At 62.9% G+C, this 21,415-nt stretch carries 14 protein-coding genes; 6 read left to right on the top strand and 8 right to left on the bottom strand.

All coding sequences use genetic code 11. The annotated features are described in order from the left end of the window. Positions 1–473: 473 nt before the first annotated feature. Positions 474–2,414, top strand: a complete 1,941-nt coding sequence (locus C5L10_RS21050) for a M23 family metallopeptidase (protein ID WP_105431229.1) — start codon at positions 474–476, stop codon at positions 2,412–2,414. A 78-nt stretch (positions 2,415–2,492) separates the two neighbouring features. Here the strand turns inward: C5L10_RS21050 and clpB are convergent, their stop codons facing one another. Continuing rightward, positions 2,493–5,093, bottom strand: a complete 2,601-nt coding sequence (clpB, locus tag C5L10_RS21045) for an ATP-dependent chaperone ClpB (RefSeq protein ID WP_105431228.1) — start codon at positions 5,091–5,093, stop codon at positions 2,493–2,495. A gap of 384 nt (positions 5,094–5,477) precedes the next feature. On the opposite strand from clpB, the gene C5L10_RS21040 reads away from it, so the two are divergent. Then, positions 5,478–6,554 (top strand): 3-deoxy-7-phosphoheptulonate synthase, encoded by a 1,077-nt coding sequence (locus C5L10_RS21040; protein WP_245448071.1) that lies wholly within the window; start codon positions 5,478–5,480, stop codon positions 6,552–6,554. 82 nt (positions 6,555–6,636) lie between these two features. On the opposite strand, the gene C5L10_RS21035 is transcribed toward C5L10_RS21040, so the two are convergent. The 7 genes from C5L10_RS21035 to C5L10_RS21005 all read right to left on the bottom strand — a co-directional run bounded on the left by C5L10_RS21035 (position 6,637) and on the right by C5L10_RS21005 (position 15,460). Continuing rightward, positions 6,637–7,500 (bottom strand): DUF4167 domain-containing protein, encoded by an 864-nt coding sequence (locus C5L10_RS21035; RefSeq protein ID WP_105431226.1) that lies wholly within the window; start codon positions 7,498–7,500, stop codon positions 6,637–6,639. 301 nt (positions 7,501–7,801) lie between these two features. After that, entirely contained in the window at positions 7,802–8,665 is an 864-nt protein-coding gene (gene prmC, locus C5L10_RS21030; RefSeq protein WP_105431225.1) for a peptide chain release factor N(5)-glutamine methyltransferase, read from the bottom strand. Further along, positions 8,662–9,744 carry a peptide chain release factor 1 gene (prfA, locus tag C5L10_RS21025; RefSeq protein ID WP_105431224.1) on the bottom strand — a complete coding sequence of 361 codons (1,083 nt, stop codon included), beginning with the start codon at positions 9,742–9,744 and terminating at the stop codon, positions 8,662–8,664. Before prfA ends, prmC begins: the two co-directional genes overlap by 4 nt. 29 nt (positions 9,745–9,773) lie before the next feature. Then, entirely contained in the window at positions 9,774–12,041 is a 2,268-nt protein-coding gene (gene ptsP, locus C5L10_RS21020) for a phosphoenolpyruvate--protein phosphotransferase (protein WP_046664946.1), read from the bottom strand. A gap of 80 nt (positions 12,042–12,121) precedes the next feature. Continuing rightward, positions 12,122–13,396 (bottom strand): aspartate kinase, encoded by a 1,275-nt coding sequence (locus C5L10_RS21015; protein ID WP_046605362.1) that lies wholly within the window; start codon positions 13,394–13,396, stop codon positions 12,122–12,124. Between the two features lie 296 nt (positions 13,397–13,692). Next, positions 13,693–14,268 (bottom strand): SH3 domain-containing protein, encoded by a 576-nt coding sequence (locus C5L10_RS21010; RefSeq protein ID WP_371411962.1) that lies wholly within the window; start codon positions 14,266–14,268, stop codon positions 13,693–13,695. A 142-nt stretch (positions 14,269–14,410) separates the two neighbouring features. Then, positions 14,411–15,460, bottom strand: coding sequence for a LacI family DNA-binding transcriptional regulator (locus C5L10_RS21005; protein WP_105431223.1), 1,050 nt, complete (start codon positions 15,458–15,460; stop codon positions 14,411–14,413). A gap of 145 nt (positions 15,461–15,605) precedes the next feature. Between C5L10_RS21005 and C5L10_RS21000 the strand changes: the two genes are divergently transcribed. Genes C5L10_RS21000 through C5L10_RS20985 form a run of 4 tightly spaced genes read left to right on the top strand, consistent with a single transcriptional unit; the run spans position 15,606 to position 21,349 of the window. Beyond that, on the top strand, positions 15,606–16,706 hold the full coding sequence (locus C5L10_RS21000; protein ID WP_105431222.1) for a glycoside hydrolase family 105 protein: 1,101 nt from the start codon (positions 15,606–15,608) through the stop codon (positions 16,704–16,706). Next, the gene (gene kduI, locus C5L10_RS20995; RefSeq protein ID WP_105431221.1) at positions 16,703–17,539 is read left to right on the top strand and encodes a 5-dehydro-4-deoxy-D-glucuronate isomerase; all 837 of its coding nucleotides are present in this window, start codon (positions 16,703–16,705) and stop codon (positions 17,537–17,539) included. Before C5L10_RS21000 ends, kduI begins: the two co-directional genes overlap by 4 nt. A 7-nt stretch (positions 17,540–17,546) precedes the next feature. Then, positions 17,547–20,030: a hypothetical protein gene (locus C5L10_RS20990; protein ID WP_105431220.1), complete on the top strand. Its 2,484-nt coding sequence runs from the start codon at positions 17,547–17,549 to the stop codon at positions 20,028–20,030. A 50-nt stretch (positions 20,031–20,080) separates the two neighbouring features. Continuing rightward, positions 20,081–21,349 (top strand): ABC transporter substrate-binding protein, encoded by a 1,269-nt coding sequence (locus C5L10_RS20985; protein WP_046665355.1) that lies wholly within the window; start codon positions 20,081–20,083, stop codon positions 21,347–21,349. Positions 21,350–21,415 lie beyond the last annotated feature (66 nt).

Here is a 21,415-nt window from a genome sequence, read left to right as displayed (position 1 = left end):
CGGTCCCAACCAGCATGCGCCAATCAATCAGTGATTTCTGAAGAACGAAAGTCGTCGTCGCCAGCAGCGCCGCCGCCCTCGTTCAGTGAGCGGGTTATAGTGCCGACCCCAGTTTGAAGTCAACAGCATTGATTCAGAAATCTTGAGAAAAACGACATCCACTTGATTATAAAGGTGAATTTCCATGAAAACTCCGTGAAAGCCGTTTTCTCCCGACTTTCGAGCCCCTGAGACGGGCATAAACAGCGCCCTTTTGGCCCCTGCCCCAAAACCGCCCCGACAAATTCACAATCTCATGGTTACCACGATTGCAGCAGGGAATCGGAACGACGCCTCGGTGAAGTGTACGCGTTTGCACCGCGGCCGATTTGACTCTCTAGACTGAAAGGGGCACATGTTTGGCCCAAGGTCCCGCAGGCAGTATAGAAGCTGCCTACGGCAATAACGAGTATCAGGGACTGGCTTTAATTGGCATGATGACGGCCCGCAGCATGATCCGCTCGCTCGGCAACGAACCGCCGATCCTCGCCGACGGCCGTCGCGCTCCGGATCGACGTGAGATTTCGTTGCGTTGGCTGTCCGGCACCTTCCTGACCGGCATTACCTCTTCGATCCTGATGGGCGTTGCTTTGTTTGCCGCCCTCGACGGCCGTCAGCAGCTTGCCATCCCCGCCGAAGCCTCCGCCTCAATCCCGACCAACGATGCAGATGCTGCCTCGCGCGGCAAAAGGCTGCTCGGCAGCAATATCGTCGCTATGCCGACCGACCGGAAGGTGATGGAAGTCTCGACGGTCGTGCACGAGGGTAACAAGGAAGTCGTCCGCCGCAAGCCTTTCGCCCATGTAAAGATGAATCTTGCCGCAAACCACGTGGCGCAGGAAGATTACCCGAACTTCGATCCGATGACGATCTTCTCGTCGAGCGAGACCCCGCCGCCGCCTGCCGCGCGTGCCGGCGTCATCTACGGCTCGAATGTCGAGTCCGAGGTCAGTCTCCAGACCGTGGCCTTCCCCATCAAAGGCAGCATGTATGCCTTCGCGCAGGCGATGACGCTGGAGGAGGTCGAAGAAAACGTCCGCTCCAACGGTTCGGTGCTCACCGACGGCAACGGCCAGCTTTCGGCGCTCTATTATGTCGACCCGCAGCGCTTCTCCTCGAAGGAGGACGGCGGCGGTCTCGATATCACCGCCGGCCTTTCGGCCCGCGTCGTCGAGGAAAACATCTCGGTTTCGATGCCTGAGGCGATCAACGCCCGCACCCGCGAATATGCCGACGACATCATTCCCGTGCGCAAGGCCGAGACGGTCAGCCAGGCGATGACCGAGGTCGGGTATCCGGAAGGCAAGGCGCGAGAGATTTCCGGCTACCTGCAGTCCCGCCTCGGCGAGGCCGACCTTTCCATCGGCGACGTGCTGCGCATCGGCGTCATCCAGGAAGGCGACATGGTCCTCGTCGTCCGCGCCAGCCTCTATCGCCGCGGCGACCACCGGGTAACCGTCGCTCTCGACGATCACGGCCGCTTTGTGGACGGCCAGGAGCCGCCGATGCTGGACGCGGTCGCCTCCGCCTTCAGCGAACAATCACCACAGATCGTCGCCGGCCGGGAACTGCCGCGCGTCTATGACGGCATCTACCGGGCAGCCCTCTCTTACGGCATGAGCAAGGAGATGACCGGCACGCTGGTAAAACTGCTTGCCAGCAACGTCGATCTGCAGGCCCAGCTGAAGCCGGCGGACAAAATCGAGGCCTTCTTCTCGGTCGCCGACGAAAAGGGCCAGGCCAACAAGGATTCCCAGCTGCTTTACGTGAATGCCCGGTTCGGCGACACGACGAGCCGTTTTTACCGCTTCCAGAACCCCGACGACAACTCGGTCGATTATTTCGATGAGGACGGCAAGAGCATCCGGCAATTCCTGCTGCGCAACCCGCTTCCGAACGGCCGCATGACCTCCGGCTTCGGCATGCGCGGCCACCCGCTGCTCGGTTATTCCCGCATGCATACCGGCACCGACTGGGCCGCCCCGCGCGGCACGCCGATCATCGCCACGGGCAACGGCGTCGTCGAAAAGGCCGGCTGGGATTCCGGCGGCTATGGCAACCAGACGCTCATCCGCCACGCCAATGGCTACGTCTCCTCCTACAATCACCAGAGCGCCATCGCGCCAGGTGTTCGTGAAGGCGCCAAGGTCACCCAGGGCCAGGTCATCGGTTACGTCGGCTCCACCGGCCAATCGACCGGCGCCCACCTTCACTACGAGCTGATCGTCAACGGCACCAAGGTCGATGCGATGAAGATCCGCCTGCCGGGCGGCAATTCGCTGAACGGCAAGGCGCTCGCCCGTTTCGAAGAGGAACGCAAGCGGATCGATACGATCCTCAACACCCAGTCGGCCGACGAGGTCGCCAGCCGCTGAGGCCTTTACCGGATCAACTGGGCACGAACAAGAGTGGCGGCCGAAGCCGCCATTCTGCTTTTCAACGTTCGGTTCGGCTTACGCAGCCTCGCTCACCACCCGTTTGACCCGGAAGAGCAGCCGGTCGGAACCGGCGCTGACCGCGACAGTCGAGCCGTCCGGGATCTGGCCGCCGAGGATCTGCTCGGCGAGCGGATCCTGCATGAACTTCTGGATCACCCGCTTCAGCGGACGAGCGCCGTAGACCGGATCGTAACCCTTGTCGGCCAGCCATTCGCGGGCATCCGGACCGAGATCGATGGCGATCTTCCGCTCCGCCAGAAGCGACAGCAGCCGCCTCATCTGGATATCGACGATCGCCCCCATCTCGTTCCGCTTCAGGCGATGGAACAGGATGATCTCGTCGATGCGGTTCAAAAATTCAGGTCGGAACGAGGCTTTCACCACGTCCATCACCTGCTCGCGCACGCTTTCGGAATCCTCACCCTCGCGAAGAGCGGTCAGGTATTCCGCTCCGAGATTGGAGGTCATGATGATCATCGTGTTCTTGAAGTCGACCGTGCGGCCCTGCCCGTCCGTCAATCGCCCGTCGTCGAGCACCTGCAGGAGAACGTTGAACACGTCCGGATGCGCCTTCTCGATCTCGTCGAACAGCACGATCTGGTAGGGCTTGCGCCGCACCGCCTCGGTCAGCGCGCCGCCTTCCTCGTAACCGACATAACCCGGAGGTGCACCGATCAGCCGCGCGACCGAATGCTTCTCCATGTATTCCGACATGTCGAGGCGAACCATCGCGGACTCGTCGTCGAACAGGAAGCGGGCCAGCGATTTGGTCAGCTCCGTCTTACCGACCCCGGTCGGGCCGAGGAAGATGAACGAGCCGATCGGCCGGTTCGGGTCCTGCAGCCCGGCACGCGAACGGCGAACCGCACGCGAGACAGCCTGGACCGCATCGCCCTGGCCGATGACGGATTTCGCCAGCTCGTCCTCCATGCGCAGCAGCTTGTCGCGCTCGCCTTCCAGCATCTTGTCGACCGGAATGCCGGTCCAGCGCGACACCACGTGGGCGATCGCATCCGGGTTTACGACTTCCTGCACCATCGCATTGGTCGAGCTGTCCTGGGCTTCCGCCTCCACGAGGCGCTTTTCCAGTTCGGGGATTACGCCATAGGTCAGCTCTCCGGCACGCTGGAACTCGCCCTTGCGCTGGGCGGTCGCAAGTTCGTTGCGGGCTTCGTCGAGCTGCCGCTTCAAGTCGGCGGCAAGGCCGAGCTTCTGCTTTTCCGCCTGCCAGCGGGCCGTCAGCGCATCCGCCTGCTCTTCGAGCGAGGTGACTTCGCCCTCGAGCCTCGCCAGCCGGTCGACCGAAGCACTGTCGGTTTCCCGCTTCAGCGCTTCCCGCTCGATCTTCAGCTGCATGATGCGGCGGTCGAGTTCGTCGAGTTCCTCGGGCTTGGAATCCACCTGCATGCGCAACCGAGCTGCGGCTTCGTCCATCAGATCGATCGCCTTGTCGGGCAGGAACCGGTCGGTGATGTAGCGGTTGGAAAGCGTCGCGGCCGCAACAAGTGCCGAATCCGAGATACGGACCTTGTGGTGCTGTTCGTATTTTTCCTTGAGGCCGCGCAGGATCGAGATCGTGTCCTCGACCGTCGGCTCGTCGACCACGACCGGCTGGAAACGGCGGGCAAGCGCCGGATCCTTTTCCACATGCTTGCGGTATTCGTCGAGCGTGGTCGCACCGACGCAGTGAAGTTCGCCGCGGGCAAGCGCCGGCTTCAGCAGGTTGGACGCATCCATCGCGCCATCGGACTTGCCGGCACCGACCAGCGTGTGCATCTCGTCGATGAACAGGATGATCTGGCCATTTTCCGACTGCACTTCGTTGAGCACGCTCTTCAGACGCTCTTCGAATTCGCCGCGATATTTCGCGCCAGCGATCAAGGCACCCATGTCGAGCGCCATCAGCTTCTTGTCTTTCAGGCTTTCCGGCACGTCGCCGTTGATGATGCGCAGCGCCAGGCCTTCGGCGATCGCCGTCTTGCCGACGCCGGGCTCACCGATCAGGACCGGATTGTTCTTGGTGCGGCGGGAGAGAACCTGGATCGTGCGGCGGATTTCGTCGTCGCGGCCAATCACCGGATCGAGCCTGCCGTCGCGGGCTTCCGCCGTCAGGTCGCGCGCATATTTCTTCAGGGCCTCGAAACCGGCCTCGGCATTGGCGCCGTCCGCCGTGCGCCCCTTGCGGATATCGTTGATCACCTGGTTGAGGCCCTGCGCCGTCAGGCCGGCCTTCTTCAAGGTCGCCGACGTCGATGCCGAGCTTTCGATGACAAGCGCGAGAAGCAGGCGTTCGACGGTGACGAAGCTGTCGCCAGCCTTCTTGGCTGCCTCTTCCGCGGTCGAGAAAACCTTGGCGAGCGGCTGGGAGAGATAGATTTCGCCATTGCCGCCGGAAACCTTGGGAAGCTTGGCAAGTGCGGCGTCGTTGGCGATGCGCGCTTCCTTGGAATTGCCGCCGGCGCGATCGATCAGCGAGGACGCCATGCCCTGATCGTCGTCGAGCAGCACCTTCAGCACATGTTCAGGCGTAAACTGCTGGTGACCCGAAGCCAAAGCCTGGGTCTGAGCCGACTGCAGGAAACCGCGGACGCGCTCGGAGTATTTTTCGATGTTCATTCTGGTACCTCCAGTGATCGACCCGCCCTTGATAAGGCACGGACCGATGATTGAGATTGAGCTCCCTCAAAGGCGAGCCCTGCCGAAACCTCGGCGTTGCTGGAGATATGGTAAGCGGATTCTCGTGTTTAAAGTGTTCAGAAGCTGAAAATCCACGAGCGGAAACCTCACGAATTTTCCGCGTGACAATCCACAATCCAGCGAATACAGAAACCGCATGTCTTTCACGTCCGCCCACGCCTCGCGATTTTATAGCTACCGCTTTCCCCAGCGGATGCGGGTCCGTGCGTAGCTGATTTCGACGCAACGACATTCCCTCAAGCCGCTAGTCTACCTGGCGGCTTTTTCAATTCCGCACGGTAGCACCAAACAGGAGCCATGCCCGTGCAGAATGCCCGTCCCGCCAATACCGTCGACGATCGCCGCATCGTCGAGATCACACCGCTGACCATCCCCGCCGACATCATCGCCGAAATCCCGCGCAACGAGGCGGTCACCGGGACGGTGACCCGGACGCGTGACATCGTCCATCGCATCCTGCATGGCGAGGACGACCGGCTGATCGTCGTCATCGGTCCCTGCTCCATTCATGACCCGATCGCAGCACGGGACTATGCGGCCCGGCTGGAAGAACAGCGACGACGTTTCAGCGGCGATCTCGAAGTCGTCATGCGCGTCTATTTCGAAAAGCCGCGCACCACCGTCGGGTGGAAGGGCCTGATGAACGACCCACATCTCGACGGCAGCTACCGGATCGAAGAGGGTTTGAGGATCGCCCGGCAGCTTCTTCTGGATATCAATGCGACGGGCCTTCCGGCCGGCTGCGAATTCCTCGATACGATCACGCCACAATATATCGCCGACCTCGTCAGCTGGGGGGCGATCGGTGCACGGACGACCGAAAGCCAGGTACATCGCCAGCTCGCATCCGGCCTCTCCTGCCCGATCGGCTTCAAGAATGGCACCGATGGCGGCGTCGCGGTTGCGCTCGATGCCATACTGGCCGCATCGCAGACGCACCATTTCCCGGCGGTGACCAAGGACGGCCGGGCCGCGATCGCCACGACGACCGGCAACGAGGATTGCCACGTTATCCTGCGCGGCGGCAAGCAGCCGAACTACGCGGCGGCCGATGTCGAGGCCGTTTCCACGGACGCGGCGAAACGCAGCTTGGAGCCGCGCATTCTCATCGATGCCAGCCATGCCAATAGCGGCAAGGATCCGATGAACCAGCCGCTGGTCGTCAAAAACGTCGCGACGCAGATGGCGGCCGGCAACATGGCCATCAAGGGCATGATGATCGAGAGCAATATCGTCGGAGGACGCCAGGATCTGGTGCCCGGCAAGCCTCTCGTCTACGGCCAGAGCATCACCGACGGCTGCATCGACTGGGAGGCATCGGTCCTGGTGCTTGAGGAGCTTGCCCGCTCCGTCCGCGATCGGCGCCAGCCTCGGTCCTGAAGCAGAAGGCAATCCCTGCTCGAAGAAAAAGGCCGCCCGGTTTCCCGAGCGGCCTTCTTGATCTCGTTGTCTATAGTGTGGCTTATTCCGAAGCTGCATCCGCCAGGGCCGGCTGCGAGCCGTCGCCCGAGGCTTCGCCTTCGGAACCACCTTCTTCACCGGCGCCTTCGCCACGACGCGGACGACGCGGGCGGCTGCCGGCGGCGCGACGACGGCGCGGCGTGGCTTCTGCCTGTGCCTCTTCCTCGACCGCCACTTCCGCGGGCGTGCCTTCGATCACCGGCTGCGGGCCGGAACCATCGATGACCGGAGCAACCGGCTGGGGTGCTGCGACCTGTGTCGGAACCGCTGCGACTGCCGGCTGTTCCGGACGATTTTCGCGGCGGGGGCGTTCGCGCTGCTGGTCACGCTGTTCGCGGGGCTCCCGTTGTTCACGGGGTTCCCGCTGCTCGCGAGGCTCGCGCTGTTCACGGGGCTGCTCCCGGCGCGGCTGCTGTTGCTGGACCTGCGGCTGCGGAGCCTCGTCCATGGACGGCTGCTGCGAGTAACCGTTGTCCTCGCCATCGCTATTGTCCATGTCGTCCTGATCCTGAACGTTGCCGTCCCGATCTTGGTAGTCGCCACGATTGTCGTGCTGGAACCGATCCTGCATCTGCGCCTGTGCGGCGGCAATGATGCGGTTATAGTGTTCGGCGTGCTGGAGATAGTTCTCCGCCATCACGCGGTCGCCGGAGCTTTGGGCATCACGGCCGAGTTGGCTATATTTTTCGGCGATATGCTGGGCGGTCCCGCGGATCTTCACATCCGGGCCGGAGCTGTCGTAGGTGCGGCTGAGAGGATTGCCGCCCTTGCGGTTGAAGTTGTTATTTCCGCCGCCGCCGCCACTATTGTTATTATTGTTACTGCCGCGACCTCGACCGCGTTTGTTCTGCTGTCCTGGCCTCATCTATCGTTCACCAATTCTCTGTCTTCGCTGATAAGGGGCCACGCGGTCTGCCGGACAGAGCCGAACAAGACTTCGCGTGCCGCGCACAGGCCGATCAAAGCGTCCTGCCGCTTGTGAAAGTCAAATTAACTGATTCACGCACCGGGAATTGTTCAACCTTCGCAACTCTTCGAAAAGAGAAGGATCAAAGGGTTGCCCTGTAACCCGAACGAATCGCTGTTCATTCCCAGCCGTCCCAGTGCGTATTTGCAAGCTATCCCGCTTCCTCCGGAAATCCAAGCCTTTTCTTTTGCCTGCAAAATCAAGGGTGATTCACGGTAAATACGAGAACCCGATCATTATCGCCATAATCGCGGACCGCCTCCACCGGCGTAAAGCCGGCGACGCGGAAAATCGCGGTCACGGTTTCCTTCTGATCGAACCCGATCTCGACGCCGATAACGCCGTCCTCTTCGAGGAAATCTCCTGCACTCGCTGCAATCGCGCGATAGGCTTCAAGCCCATCCGGACCTCCATCTAGCGCTGCCAGCGGATCGAAATCCCGGACTTCCGGGTCCAATGCGGGGATAACATCGCTTCGTATATAGGGCGGATTTGACACGATTATGTCGAACCGGCCGGAAATTGCGTTGAACCAATGGCTGCGGACCACCTGAAATCTCTCGGCCATTCCCAGCCGCGCCGCGTTCCGCGCCGCCGTCTGCAGGGCATCCTGCGAAATATCGCTGCCGATCCCTTGGGCCTTTGGGCTTTCCTTCAGCAGTGCCAAAACGACCGCTCCGGTTCCGGTACCAAGATCGAGAATGCGTGCCAAACCCTTGTATGCGACAATCTGCCTCACATAGGCAAGCATCGAATCCACCAGGATTTCGGTGTCCGGGCGTGGCTCCAGCGTTTCCTTCGAAATCAGGAGCTCCATGCCGTGGAATTCACGTAATCCTAATATGCGGTGCACGGGCTCCCGTTTCAAGCGGCGCTCGACCGCTTTCGAGATCCGGGAGGTTTCCTCCTCCGTCAGCCGCCGCTCGCCGCCGGTGAAGACTTCGGTGCTGGAAAGCCCGAGCAACCCGCCGATCAGCAGCCGTGCCTCGATCGCCGCATCCGGCAGGCCCGCCGCCGAGAACCGCGATCTGGCATCCGTGACGGCTGCTCCGAGCGTCGTCATCCGTGTTGCTCGCCGAGCTGCGCCAGCTGGCCGGCCTGATAGTCGGAAATCAGCGCATCGACCACTTCGTCGATATCGCCTTCCATCATCCGGTCGAGCTTGTAAAGCGTCAGGTTGATGCGGTGGTCGGTAACCCGCCCCTGCGGAAAATTATAGGTGCGGATGCGCTCGGACCGATCGCCGGAGCCGACCTGGCTCCTTCGATCGGCGGAACGTTCGCTGTCCGCCTTCTGGCGCTCCATGTCGTAGAGGCGGGTGCGCAGCACCTGCATCGCCTTGGCGCGGTTCTGGTGCTGAGACTTTTCAGAACTGGTCACCACGATGCCGCTCGGCATGTGGGTGATGCGGACCGCGGAGTCGGTCGTATTGACGTGCTGGCCTCCGGCGCCCGACGAGCGCATCGTGTCGATGCGGATGTCTTCCGGCCGGATTTCGATATCGATCTCTTCGGCTTCCGGCATCACCGCCACGGTCGCAGCCGAGGTGTGGATGCGGCCGCTCGCTTCGGTATCGGGCACACGCTGCACGCGGTGCACTCCGGATTCGAACTTCAGCTTGGAAAAGACGCCGCGGCCGGTCACGGTCGCGATGATTTCCTTGTAACCGCCCGCCTCGCCTTCGCTTGCCGACAACACCTCGACCTTCCAGCCCTTGGTGGCGGCATAACGCTCGTACATGCGGAACAGGTCGCCGGCAAAAAGAGCCGCCTCGTTGCCGCCCGTTCCGGCGCGGATTTCGAGGATCGCGCTCCTCTCGTCGGCCGCGTCCTTCGGCAGAAGCAGGACCTGCATGTCCTTTTCCAGCGTCTCGAGCCGTTCCTCGGCGTCCGGCAGCTCCATTTCGGCGAGTTCGCGCATCTCGCGGTCGGTGCCCTTGTCGGTCAGCATCGCCCGCAGGTCGGCCACCTCGGCGATCGACTTCTCGTATTCGCGGATCTTGCGCACCACCGGCTGCAGTTCGGAATATTCGGACGCCAGCTTCACATAGACGTCGGCAGCCGGGCCTTCCGACATGCGCGCCTCGATCTCGCCGAACCGGCGTTCCAGCTCGCGCATCTTTTCGATAGGAAGCTTCGCCACCCACTAACTCCGTTTATTCTTTTTATCCGCTAGACGGGAATATTGTTGGCCTCGGCGAACCGCACAAGCAGCGCACGGATCGGCTCCGTCGACCTTATATCGTCGAGCGCCACGTTCAATTCAGCGGACAGCTTGTCGATGTCAAGCCCGAGCAGCATCGCCTTGACCGGCCCGATCGAAGTCGGGGACATGGAAACCGAGCGGAAACCGACCCCTAGAAGCGCCATGGCGGAGAGCGGCTTGCCCGCCATCTCGCCGCACAGCGTCACCACCGTCTTGTTGCGTTCGCCGGCCCGAGCAATATCGCGCAGAATGCGCAGGAACGGCTTGCCGAGATTGTCGAAACGATCGGAAACCCGGGCATTGCCGCGATCCGCCGCCATGGTGAACTGGAACAGATCGTTCGAACCGACCGAGACGAAATCCACTTCCGCCATCAGCTCGTCGAGCTGCCACATCAGCGCCGGCACTTCGAGCATCGCCCCGAACTGCAGCTTGCGCGGCAGGCTGTGGCCGAATTTCGAAAGATGCTGCACTTCCTTCTGCATCAGTTCCCGCACCGCGTGGATTTCCGAAACCTCGGTCACCATCGGCAGCATCATCTTGAGTTCGGCGCCGGCGGAGGCCCGGAGCAGCGCCCGAAGCTGGGTGCGCAGCAGGCCCGGACGATCAAGCGACAGGCGGATCGCCCGCCAGCCGAGCGCCGGATTTTCCTCTTCCTGGGCCCGGAAATAGGAGACGACCTTGTCACCGCCGATGTCGAGCGTGCGGAACGTCACCGGGCGGCCGGCCGCCTGCTTGATGACGTTGCGGTAGAAGCTCTCCTGCTCCTCGAGCTTCGGCATGGTCGAGGCGATCATGAACTGCAGCTCGGTGCGGAAGAGGCCGATGCCGTCGGCGCCGGACTCGGCAAGCTGCGGCAGATCCACCAGCAGGCCGGCATTCATCTGCAGGCTGATGCGCTTGCCGTCCTTGGTGACCGGCTCGACGTCCCGCAGCGCCTTGAACTGCTCCTGCCGGCGGGCCCGCAGGCGCACCTTTTCCTCGTAGGCCTTCTGCAGGTCGAGAACCGGCCGCAGATGAATCTGGCCATCGTCGCCGTCGATGATGATCGGATCGCCGTTTTCGGCAAGCGCCACGACACCCGCCGCCTGGCCGACGACCGGAATGCCCATGGCCCGCGCAACGATCACCACGTGGCTCGTCACCGCTCCGTCTTCGAGCACCAGGCCGCGCAGGCTGGCGCGCGGATAGTCGAGCAGTTCGGCGGCCCCCATGGCGCGGGCGAGGATGATAGCGTCCGTCGGGAAACCTTCGTCGAAGGCGCGGCCGGAAAAACCCGTCAGCTGGCGCAGAAGCCGGTTGGCCAGGTCGTCGAAATCATGCATCCGCTCGCGCAGATAGGGATCGGTCAGGCGCATCATCCGCGCCTTGGTATCGCTCTGGACCTTCTCGACCGCGGCTTCCGCCGTCAGGCCGTTGTGGATCGCTTCTTCCATGCGGCGGACCCAGCCCTGGTCGTGGGCGAACATCCGATAGGTTTCGAGCACCTCGCGATGTTCGCCTTCCTGGGATACTTCGCGGCGCGACAGCATGTCGTCGATCGAGATGCGCAGGGACCCGAGCGATTCCGCCAGCCGGATCACTTCCTTCTCCGCATCTTCGTTGAGGAGATTGGTGACGACGATACGCGGTTCGTGCAGCACCACATGACCAAGGCCGATGCCTTCGTTATAGGCGTCGGCATCGATGGTGATGGCGCGCGTGAGGTCCAACTCGAGGCCCGGCCGGGTGATCTTCTTGAGCTCGCCGGTGGCGATCATCTCGGCGATCACCATCGCCGTGGTTTCGAGCGCCTCGACCTCGTCCTCGCGGTAGTTGCGGCTCGCCTTGTTCTGGACGACGAGAACGCCAAGCGTGCGGCCGGCCCGCAGGATCGGCACGCCGAGGAAGGAATGGTAGATTTCCTCACCCGTTTCGGGGAGATAGCGGAAGGCCGGATGCGCCTGCGCATCGGAAAGGTTGAGTGGCTGCGCGGACGCCGCGATCGTGCCGACGAGGCCTTGGCCCATCTTCAGCTGCGAAGTGTGGACGGCTTCCTTTTTGAGGCCTTCGGTGGCGTAGAGTTCGAGAACGCCGTCGGAGCGGAGCACATAGACCGAGCAGACCTCGGCCACCATGTTGCTGGCGATCTGGCGGACGATCCGGTCAAGGCGCTCCTGTGGCTCGAGCGGCTCCGCCATCAACTCGCGCAGCCGCTTCAACAGAACGCGCGGACCTGCCGACAGGTCTCTCATCGCCTATGCTCTCCCGAAACGAGGTCACCCCAACCGCAAGACGGCGCCTACAACTGCCGGCGCGTCCAAACGGTTCATTCTCAACTCTTATCGAGACCGTAGGCGGAATGCAAAGTCCGAACGGCGAGTTCGGAATAGGCACCGTCGATCAGGATCGAAATCTTGATTTCCGAGGTGGTGATCGCCTTGATGTTGATGGATTTTTCGGCAAGTGCCTTGAAAGCGTGCGCGGCAACGCCCGCATGGCTGCGCATGCCGATGCCGATGACCGAGACTTTCGCCAGGCCTGATTCGGTCTGGACGACGTCGAAGCCGATCTTTTCCTTGTTGTCGTCGAGCACCTTCATGGCCTTCTGCACGTCGCCCGAAGGTACGGTGAAGGTCATGTCGGTGCGCGAGCCGTCTTCCGACGTGTTCTGCACGATCATGTCGACATTGATATGCGCTTCGGCGAGCGGGCCGAAAATCGCAGCCGACACGCCCGGCCGGTCGGCAAGGCGCCGGAGCGAAATCTGCGCTTCATCCTTGGCATAGGCGATGCCGGTGACGACTTCCTGTTCCACGATTTCTTCCTCGTCGCAAATCAAAGTACCGGGCGGGTTCAAAAGGTCACCCATGCCCGGCGCATCGGGATCCTCGAAACTGGAACGCACGAAAGTGCGGACCTTGTGGACCATGGCGAGCTCGACCGAGCGCACCTGCAGAACCTTCGAGCCGAGCGACGCCATTTCGAGCATTTCCTCGAAGGAAACCTTCTTCATGCGCCGCGCCTGGGGCACGATACGCGGGTCGGTCGTATAGACGCCGTCGACGTCCGTATAGATGTCGCAGCGGTCGGCCTTGACCGCAGCCGCGATCGCCACCGCCGACGTGTCGGAACCACCGCGGCCGAGCGTCGCGATCCGGTTGTCCGGGCCGAGCCCCTGGAAGCCGGCGACGACAGCCACCTGGCCCTCGCCCATCCGCTTGACGATCTCGGAACCGTCGATCTCCATGATCCGCGCCGCCCCATGGGCGCTGTCGGTGCGGATGGGGATCTGCCAGCCCTGCCAGGACCGGGCATTGATGCCCATCGACTGCAGGGCGATGGCGAGGATGCCGGACGTCACCTGCTCGCCGGATGCGACCACCGCGTCATATTCGCGTGCGTCGTAAAAAGGCGAGTTGGCGCCGGAGACCTTCGGCATGTCCTGAACCCAGCCGACAAGCTCGTTGGTCTTGCCGGACATGGCGGAGACGACGACCGCGACCTCGTGCCCGGCCTCAACCTCACGTTTCACATGGCGCGCGACGTTGTGAATGCGTTCGAGATTGGCGACCGAAGTGCCGCCGAACTTCATGACGATGCGAGCCATACCGACAAAAACCACTGTTTCGCCAAGAGGCTTGGGAGCCTTGGGCGCCTGCTTTCAAACCGTCCCGAGATCCCGTCGTTTGCGACAGGATCACCGAGTTGCGGCGTCTCTTATCGAAAAGGCTGAAAAGGCGCAATGGTCAGAACATAGCGGAACGGTACGCTTCGGCGCGAGCTTGGCTTAATGCCCGGCGCAAAAAGGCCACCCATAGGCGGCCTCCTTGAATTTTTGGGCGGGATCAGCGGTTCAGGTTGCCGGTCATCGTCACGGCCGAGCCGCAAAGGGGCCGGCTGCAGTCAATCCCGGTCTGTGAAGAAACGGTCGGGATATCCCTGCCATACTGGCGGACGCGGCGGCTGCCGGTCGCCCGGGCTCCAGCTGCGGTCCCGGTCCCAGCGCGGGGCTCCGTCACGATCCCAGCGCGGCGGCGGCGGCGGGGGCGGCGGAAGACGGGATTCGCGTCTCCAGTCGTACCGGTCCCAGCGATCGCGATCGCGGTAGAAGTCGCGGTGGCGATAGTAGCGGCCCCAATAGTTGCCTACGTCGAACGTGACCATCGGAATGCCGAGGCCCTCGTAATAGTCGGGGGCGACATAGACGCGGTTGGAACGATAGGTCGCCTGCACGTAATTGCCCGACACCCAGCCGCGTCCGCCGACGAAGGCGACGTCGCACCAATTGACGCTGCTCATGCAGCCGTAGATCGTTACCGCCGCACCGACCGGAATGACGTCGACGGCCGGATAGCCGGTGCTTGGCCCGGACCGCATGTTGACATTGGCCGTGGCAACCCCGCGCACGGCCGCATCCGCAATCGACGGCGCCACGAACAGGGCGCAAAGTGCCGCAACGGACATCAGAATTTTCTTCACGGGCTTCCTCCTGAGAAACCGAATAACGCGCGAACCGGACCGACCATCTGCCAAACGGATTTCGCCGAATATCAATGTTCGAGACATTCCCATTGTTCCAGCGCGGCTCTGAATGGCGCATGAATAAACGAGTTGGCCGGGGCTAGCCTCTGGCCGGTCCGGTCGACTGCCGCTCGGCAATGTGACAAGCAAGCTCCACCCGCCGTGCCGGATTTGCAAATCCGGTCATCCCGTCCCGCAAAAGATCGAGCGCCACGGCGCCGAGCTCGCGCATCGGTACATGCACTGTGGTCAGCGGCGGATTGAGGAAGGCGGCCTGCGGCAGGTCGTCCATGCCCATCACCGAAACGTCGCCCGGCACGGTATAACCCATCTGCTGCACCCCCATCATCGCGCCGACTGCGAGACTGTCGCCCGCCGTCAGCACGGCGGTGAAATCGAGCCCGTTCCTGCGCAACCGCTCGCTGATCGCCTGGGCGGCAAGCTCCGGCAGCCAGTCCTCGACCGGCACGACGAGATCCGGGGGACAAGGCAAGCCGTGGTGTTGGAAGGCATCCTGCCAGCCTTCGCGGCGCCGGTCGATCGTCCGCCGGCCCGGACGCATCAGGAAGAGGATGCGTTTGTGCCCCAGCCGGATGAGATAGTCGGTGGCCAGATGCGCCGCCGACCGATTGCAGGGGGTCACGCTCGACAGCCGCATCATCGGATCGTCACCGTTGATCAGCACGACCGGCTTGCCGAAGCCGCGGGTAGCCTCGAGCATCCCTTCGTCGTCGACGGTCAGAAACAGCAGGCCCGCGACGTCCGGATCGACCAGCGCCTCTTCCAGCACCACCTTTTCCTCCGACTGGTCGGCGACCGCACGGGTGACGATATCGAGCCCGAGAGCCTGCGCGCGATCCCGCAACCCTTCCAGCACATAGAGCGTGAACTGGTTGCGCACGTAGTCGATCATCGCCGCGCTCGATGCCGCCAGGATCACCTTCTTGCCGGCGACCGGCGTCGGCATTGCGTAATTGGCGTCTTTCGCTGCCTCCATGATCCGCTGGCGGATGTCCGCGCGCACGCCCTTCTCGCCGGCCAGCGCCCGCGACACGGTGCTCAGCGACACGCCCACCTTTCCCGCAATATCCTCCAGCCGCACCCGCCGGCTTTTCTTGCCGCGCTTGCCCGGCACGATCGTCGCCGCCATGACATCCTCCCATCATCCATGCGCACACTGCAAAAAATTTTCAGATTGCGCAATCAATTTTCAGATGTTTTCATGACGGCACGTTTGGGAGAAGCGGATCGCAATGCTGCGCAGCAAATGCTGCAGCACAGGGAGGAATTGAGACATGGGCCTTTCAGCCCGGGACATCCGTGAAAAGCTTGACCGCCTCGTGACCGGCATGACCGGGCTTCGCGACGATGGCCGTTTCCACGAACCCAATCTCGACGGGACCGCCGGCGACTATATCTCTTTCGAAAGCTGGGAATGGCCGCAGGGCGTCGGCCTCTACGGCCTGATCCGTCTCTGGCTGTTCACCGGCCGCGACGACCTGAAGGCGCTGATCGAGAACTGGTATTCTGCCCGCATCGACGCCGGGCTCCCGACGCTCAACGTCAACACCACGGCGCCGATGCTCGGCCTTTCCGTCCTCTGGCGCGAAACCCGCGACCCGCGCTGGAAGCCGGTTCTCGACGCCTGGGCAGACCGCGTCATGAGCGAGATGGGCCGCACCGAGGAAGGCGCCTTCGAGCACCACGTCTCTGACAAGGTCAATAACGACGAACTCTGGGACGATACGCTTTATATGGTCGCCCTCTTCCTCGCCTCCTACGGCGAGGCGAGCGGCCGCCGCGAGCTGGTCGATGAGGCATCAAAGCAGTTCCTCGTCCATTCCCGTTACCTCGCCGACACGAAGACCGGCCTCTGGTTCCATGGCTGGACGTTCCAGGGCCGCCATAATTTTGCGGAAGCCCGCTGGGCGCGCGGCAATGCCTGGATCACCGCCGGCATGCTCGACCTTTTCGACCTCGCCGAGGTTTCGAAGCCGGTAAAGGATTTCCTGCTTGGCGTGCTGACGGCGCAGGTCAATGCACTGCTGCCGCTGCAGGCCGCTTCGGGCGCCTGGCGCACCCTGCTCGACGACCCGTCCTCCTACGAGGAGATCTCGGCGACGGCTGGCTTTGGTTACGGCCTGCTCAAAGGTTACCGTCTCGGCCTCGGCACCCCCGAATGGCGCGCCGCCGGCCTCAAGGCCGTTGAAGCGGTACTTGCCAATATCGACGAAACCGGCACCGTGCTCAACGTTTCCTACGGAACGCGCATGGGCCATGATCTGCAATTCTATCGGGATATTCCCATCCAGCCGACCGGCTATGGGCAGGCGCTTTCGATCCTGTGCCTCTCCGAAGCCATCCGGCATGTGGAACCGGGAGGCGAGACAGCATGACGATGAAGGTTCTTTACGGGGCTGGCCCCAACGACATCAAGACCTATGACACCGCTCGCCTGCGGGCCGAATTCCTGATGGAAGACCTGTTCCAGGCCGACAGGGTGAGCTTCACCTACACCCATGTCGACCGCTTGATCGTCGGCGGCGCTGTTCCGGTATCGTCGACGCTGAGCTTCGGTTCGGGCGAAGAGATCGGCACGCCCTTCCTGCTGTCGGCCCGTGAAATGGGCATCGCCAATCTCGGCGGCACCGGCGTCGTCTCAGTCGACGGCAAGAGTTTCACCCTGGAAAACCGCGACGTGCTTTATGTCGGCCGCGGCGCCCAGGAAATCTCCGTAGCCAGCGCCTCGGCCGACAAGCCGGCCCGGTTCTACATGAACTCCGTTCCTGCAGGCGCCGACATTCCGCACCGCCTCATCAAGCAGTCGGAATCGAAGATGCTGACATTCGGCGATCCCAAGCGCGCCAATCTGCGGAACCTGCGCATGTACATCCATCCGGAAGTCACGCCGTCCTGCCTGCTTCTGCTCGGCATCACCGACCTTGCCGACGGCAGCATCTGGAACACCATGCCGCCGCATCTGCATGAGCGCCGCATGGAAGCCTATTGCTATTTCGATCTGCCCGAAGAGGAACGGGTCATCCACCTGATGGGCCGCCCGGAAGAGACGCGCCATCTCGTGGTCAAGAACCTCGACGCGGTTCTCTCGCCCGCCTGGTCGATCCATATGGGTGCCGGCACCGCGCAATACGCCTTCGTCTGGGGCATGACCGGCGAGAACCAGGAATACAACGACGTGGCCCCCGTGGCCCTGAGCGAGCTGAGATAAGACTGCCATGAATCCCGAAGCAAACTGGATGCGAAAGACGTTGAAGCCGGGCGAAGCCGTCCGATACTGGCAGCTCGGCCGCATCGCCGAAGAGCGTTTCGACGTGCCCGATGCCCCGATGAAGGGCGAGATGGACCCGTTCTTCTTCCTGACCAAGGTCAAGAACTTCATTCCGCACGAATATCCGTGCCGCACCATCTTTGCAGACACCTATCGCGGCAAGCGCCCGGATGTCCGCGGCTCCTTCGATGCCACCCGCTGGTGGTTGCCTTTCGGTTCGCCGCGGCTCGATCTCTCCGGCTTCTGGTTCCGTCCGACCCGGCTCGCCACCTGGACCCGCACCTATATCGAGGCGGAAACCGCCGGCACGGCAAAAATCCGCCTCGGCACCTGCGGCGGCGCCGTCATCTGGGTCAACGGCACGGAAGCCGGCTGGATGGCGCCCTACAGCCGCAATCTCGAAGCCAAGCAGGAATTCGAACTGCCGCTGGTCGCCGGCCTCAACGAGATCACGCTGTTCTTCGACGACCTCGCCGAGCGTGACGCCCGCTATTTCTATCAGTTCGACTATCTCTCCGGCCCGGCTGCCAGTGTCGCCATGCCGGTTCCGGTCACGAGCCCCGTCGCCGCAAGCCTCGAAAAGGCGCTCGACACCATGTATTTCGACCGCCAGCACTATTTCGGCGGCGATATCACCCTGCTTCTCTCCGCGCCCCTGCCGGTCGAGGTTAAGGTCAATGTCGCGGTCGAAGGCGATTTCATGTCGCGCGAGCGCTTCGATTTCGACTTCACCCTGGCCGCCGGCGCCACCAGCCTCAATATCGGCCCGTCGGAAAAGGCGCCCGCCGACTTCCGCCACTTCCGCATCACCCTCAATGCCGGCGGCTTCGTCGTGTCCCGTTCGCTGGGCGTCGAGATCTGCCACGCCGAAAGCCAGGGGCAGGCTCCTGCATCGCTGAGCGATCGCATCACCGAGACCCTGGCGCAAATCTCGGAAAATTCCGAACGCGATACGGTCCGCGCCTTCGCCCGTCTGGCAAGCGGCCGGTCCGGTCCCGATACGGATGCGATGATCGAGGAAATCCTGCCCTCGATCGAGGACTGCCACGACTGCGCCGACTTCTCGCTGGTGCCGCTCATCTGGTCGCGCACCGTCTGGGGCAAGGACATCAACGAGAAGACCCGTGCCCGCATCGACGGCGCCATCCTCAACTACCGTTACTGGATGGATGAACCGGGTAACGACGTGCAGTGGTATTTCTCCGAAAACCACGCGCTGCTGTTCCACACCTCGGCCTATCTCGGCGGCAGTCTCTTGCCCGACGCCACCTTCGTCCGCTGCGGCCGCAAGGGTTCGGAGCAGGCAAAGGTCGGTGCCGCCCGCGTCCGCGCCTGGCTCGACCATTTCGAACATTGGGAAATGGCCGAGTTCAACTCCGCCCCCTATTTCCCGATCGACCTCAAGGGCCTGACGGCGCTTGCAGCCCTTTCGCCCGACAAGGATATCGCCGACCGCGCCAAGGCCGGCATCGTCCGCCTCTGCGAAATCATCGCCCGCTCCGCCCATCACGGCATGGTGACGGCAGCGCAAGGCCGCTCCTACGAGCACACGCTCTGCGCCGGCCGATCGCTGGAACTGTCCGGCGTTGCCCGCCTGCTCTGGGGGAAGGGTTGGTACGGCCGCCGCGTCCACTGCCTGCCGCAGATGGCCGTCTGCCTGCGCGATCATGGTCTCGAAATCCCTGCCGAATTCGCCGCGATTGCCGATCACCGCGGCAGCCAGCACCAGGAATGGCGTTTCGCCCAGGGCGAAAATTCCTTTGCGGCGCTCTACCACTACAAGGGCGAGCATTTCGCCATGGGCTCGACGGCTCATTACCGCTGGAACGAATGGGGTTACCAGGAGACCATCCTGCATCTGCGCCTCGGCGACAAGCCGGAAGCTGCGATCTGGATCAACCATCCGGGCGAGACCATCCAGTTCGGCTACGGCCGCCCGTCCTACTGGGGCGGCTGCGGCACCATCCCCCGCGCGCAGCAATACCGCGGTCTGGCGATCCTCGAATTCACTACCTATGAGGAACAGCCGGATTTCACCCATGCCTGGTTCCCCAAGGCCGAGTTCGACGAAACGCTTGTTTCCGGCGGCGTGGCGCTTGCCCGCTCCGGCAAGGGCGCCGTCATGCTGCGCACCGCCTCGAAGCTGGAGGCCGTCACCGAAGGCCCGTCGGCAGGCGCTGAACTGCGCCAGTACGGCCAGAAGACCCGCTGGATTGTCCGCGTCTGCGAAGCGGACAATCTCACTGCCGTCGAGTACCGCTTCAGCGGGCTCGCCCCGAGACAGGAATCCGACGGCACCGTCGTTGTCGAGGACCCGGAATATGGTACCGTCCGCTTCAGGAAAGACGGCTCCGTGGAAGCCGAAGGTCGCGTGATCGCGCGGTCGGATTACACAGTAAAAGGCGAAGCAACGATGCTGAGTGCTTCGTGATCTAAAAACCGGACGGGTGGAGGCCCGTCCATTCAGAGGAGGAAATGAGCATGAAAACCAAATCGCTTCTGGCGGGCGCTGCGCTCGCCCTTCTCATGTCGACGGCGGCACATGCCGGCGACGTGCGGATCATGTGGTATTCGGACGGCGTCGAAGGCGACGTCATGAAGGACCTCGTCGGCCGTTTCATGAAGGAAAACCCGGGCATCAACGTCATCCTCGACAACGTTGCCTACAGCGTCATCAAGGACCAGCTGCCCGTGCAGCTCGAAGCCGGCAACGGCCCGGATATCGCCCGCGTCACGGCGATCAAGGACCTCTCCAGGCACTGGCTCGACCTGCGCCCGCTGGTCAAGGACGCCAAGTACTGGGACGATAATTTCGGCGCCCAGGCCGACTGGATGCGTCCGGACGGCTCCAAGCAGATCTCCGGCTTCATGACGCAGATCACCCTGACCGGCGGTTATGCCAACAAGACCCTCTTCGACCAGGCCGGCGTTCCGCTTCCGGGCCCGAAGGCCACCTGGGAAGAATGGGCGGCTGCTTCCAAAAAGGTCAAGGATAGCCAGAAGCTTCCGTTCGCCATGGCGATCGACCGCTCCGGCCACCGCCTGACTGCTCCGCTCCTGTCCTACGGCGCCAACTATGTCGGCAAGGACGGCAAACCGGCACCGCTCGACAAGGGCGCCAAGGACTTCCTGACCAAGTTCGTCGGTTGGGTCGGTGAAGGCTCCTTCGCCAAGGACGTCTGGGTCTCGGCAGCCGGCTCGACCTACCGCGCCGCGGCCGAAGACTTCATCAACGGCCAGCTCGCCTTCTATTATTCCGGTTCCTGGCAGGTGGCGAACCTCACGACCAAGATCGGCAACAGCTTTGACTGGGTCGCGACCGGCAGCCCCTGCGGCCCGGCAGCCTGCACCGGCATGCCCGGCGGCGCGGCACTCGTCGCCGTGAAATACACCAAGAACCCGAAGGACGTTGCGGCCGTCATGGACTGGTTCGCCCAGGAGAAGATCGTCAAGGAATTCTCCGAGCGCACCCTCTTCCTGCCCGGCCACAAGGGCGTCGTCGACAAGGGCGGCCTCGACTTCAAGACCGACAACGCCTTCGCCAAGGCTGCCCTGACCAAATATGTCGAGGCATCCAAGACCACGGCCGACACCGCCCTGAAGCTGCCCGGCTGGCGCTGGTCCGACACGGTCTATGCCGCGGTCGTCACCCGCGTCGGTCAGACGCTGGCCGGCGAACTGAAACTCGATGACGCTTTCACGCGCATCGACGCCGACATCGCCCAGAAGGTCAAGGACAGCGGCCTTTGATGACAGCATTGGGGTGAGCCTCTCACCCCGCCTCCGCTCCGCTCGGCGCACCCTCTCCCCGTAGGC

It is taken from the genome of Neorhizobium sp. T6_25, from assembly GCF_002968555.1.
GTDB lineage: Bacteria > Pseudomonadota > Alphaproteobacteria > Rhizobiales > Rhizobiaceae > Neorhizobium.
Note: the sequence above shows the minus strand (reverse complement) of the source record. Positions and strands in the feature narration are given on the sequence as shown.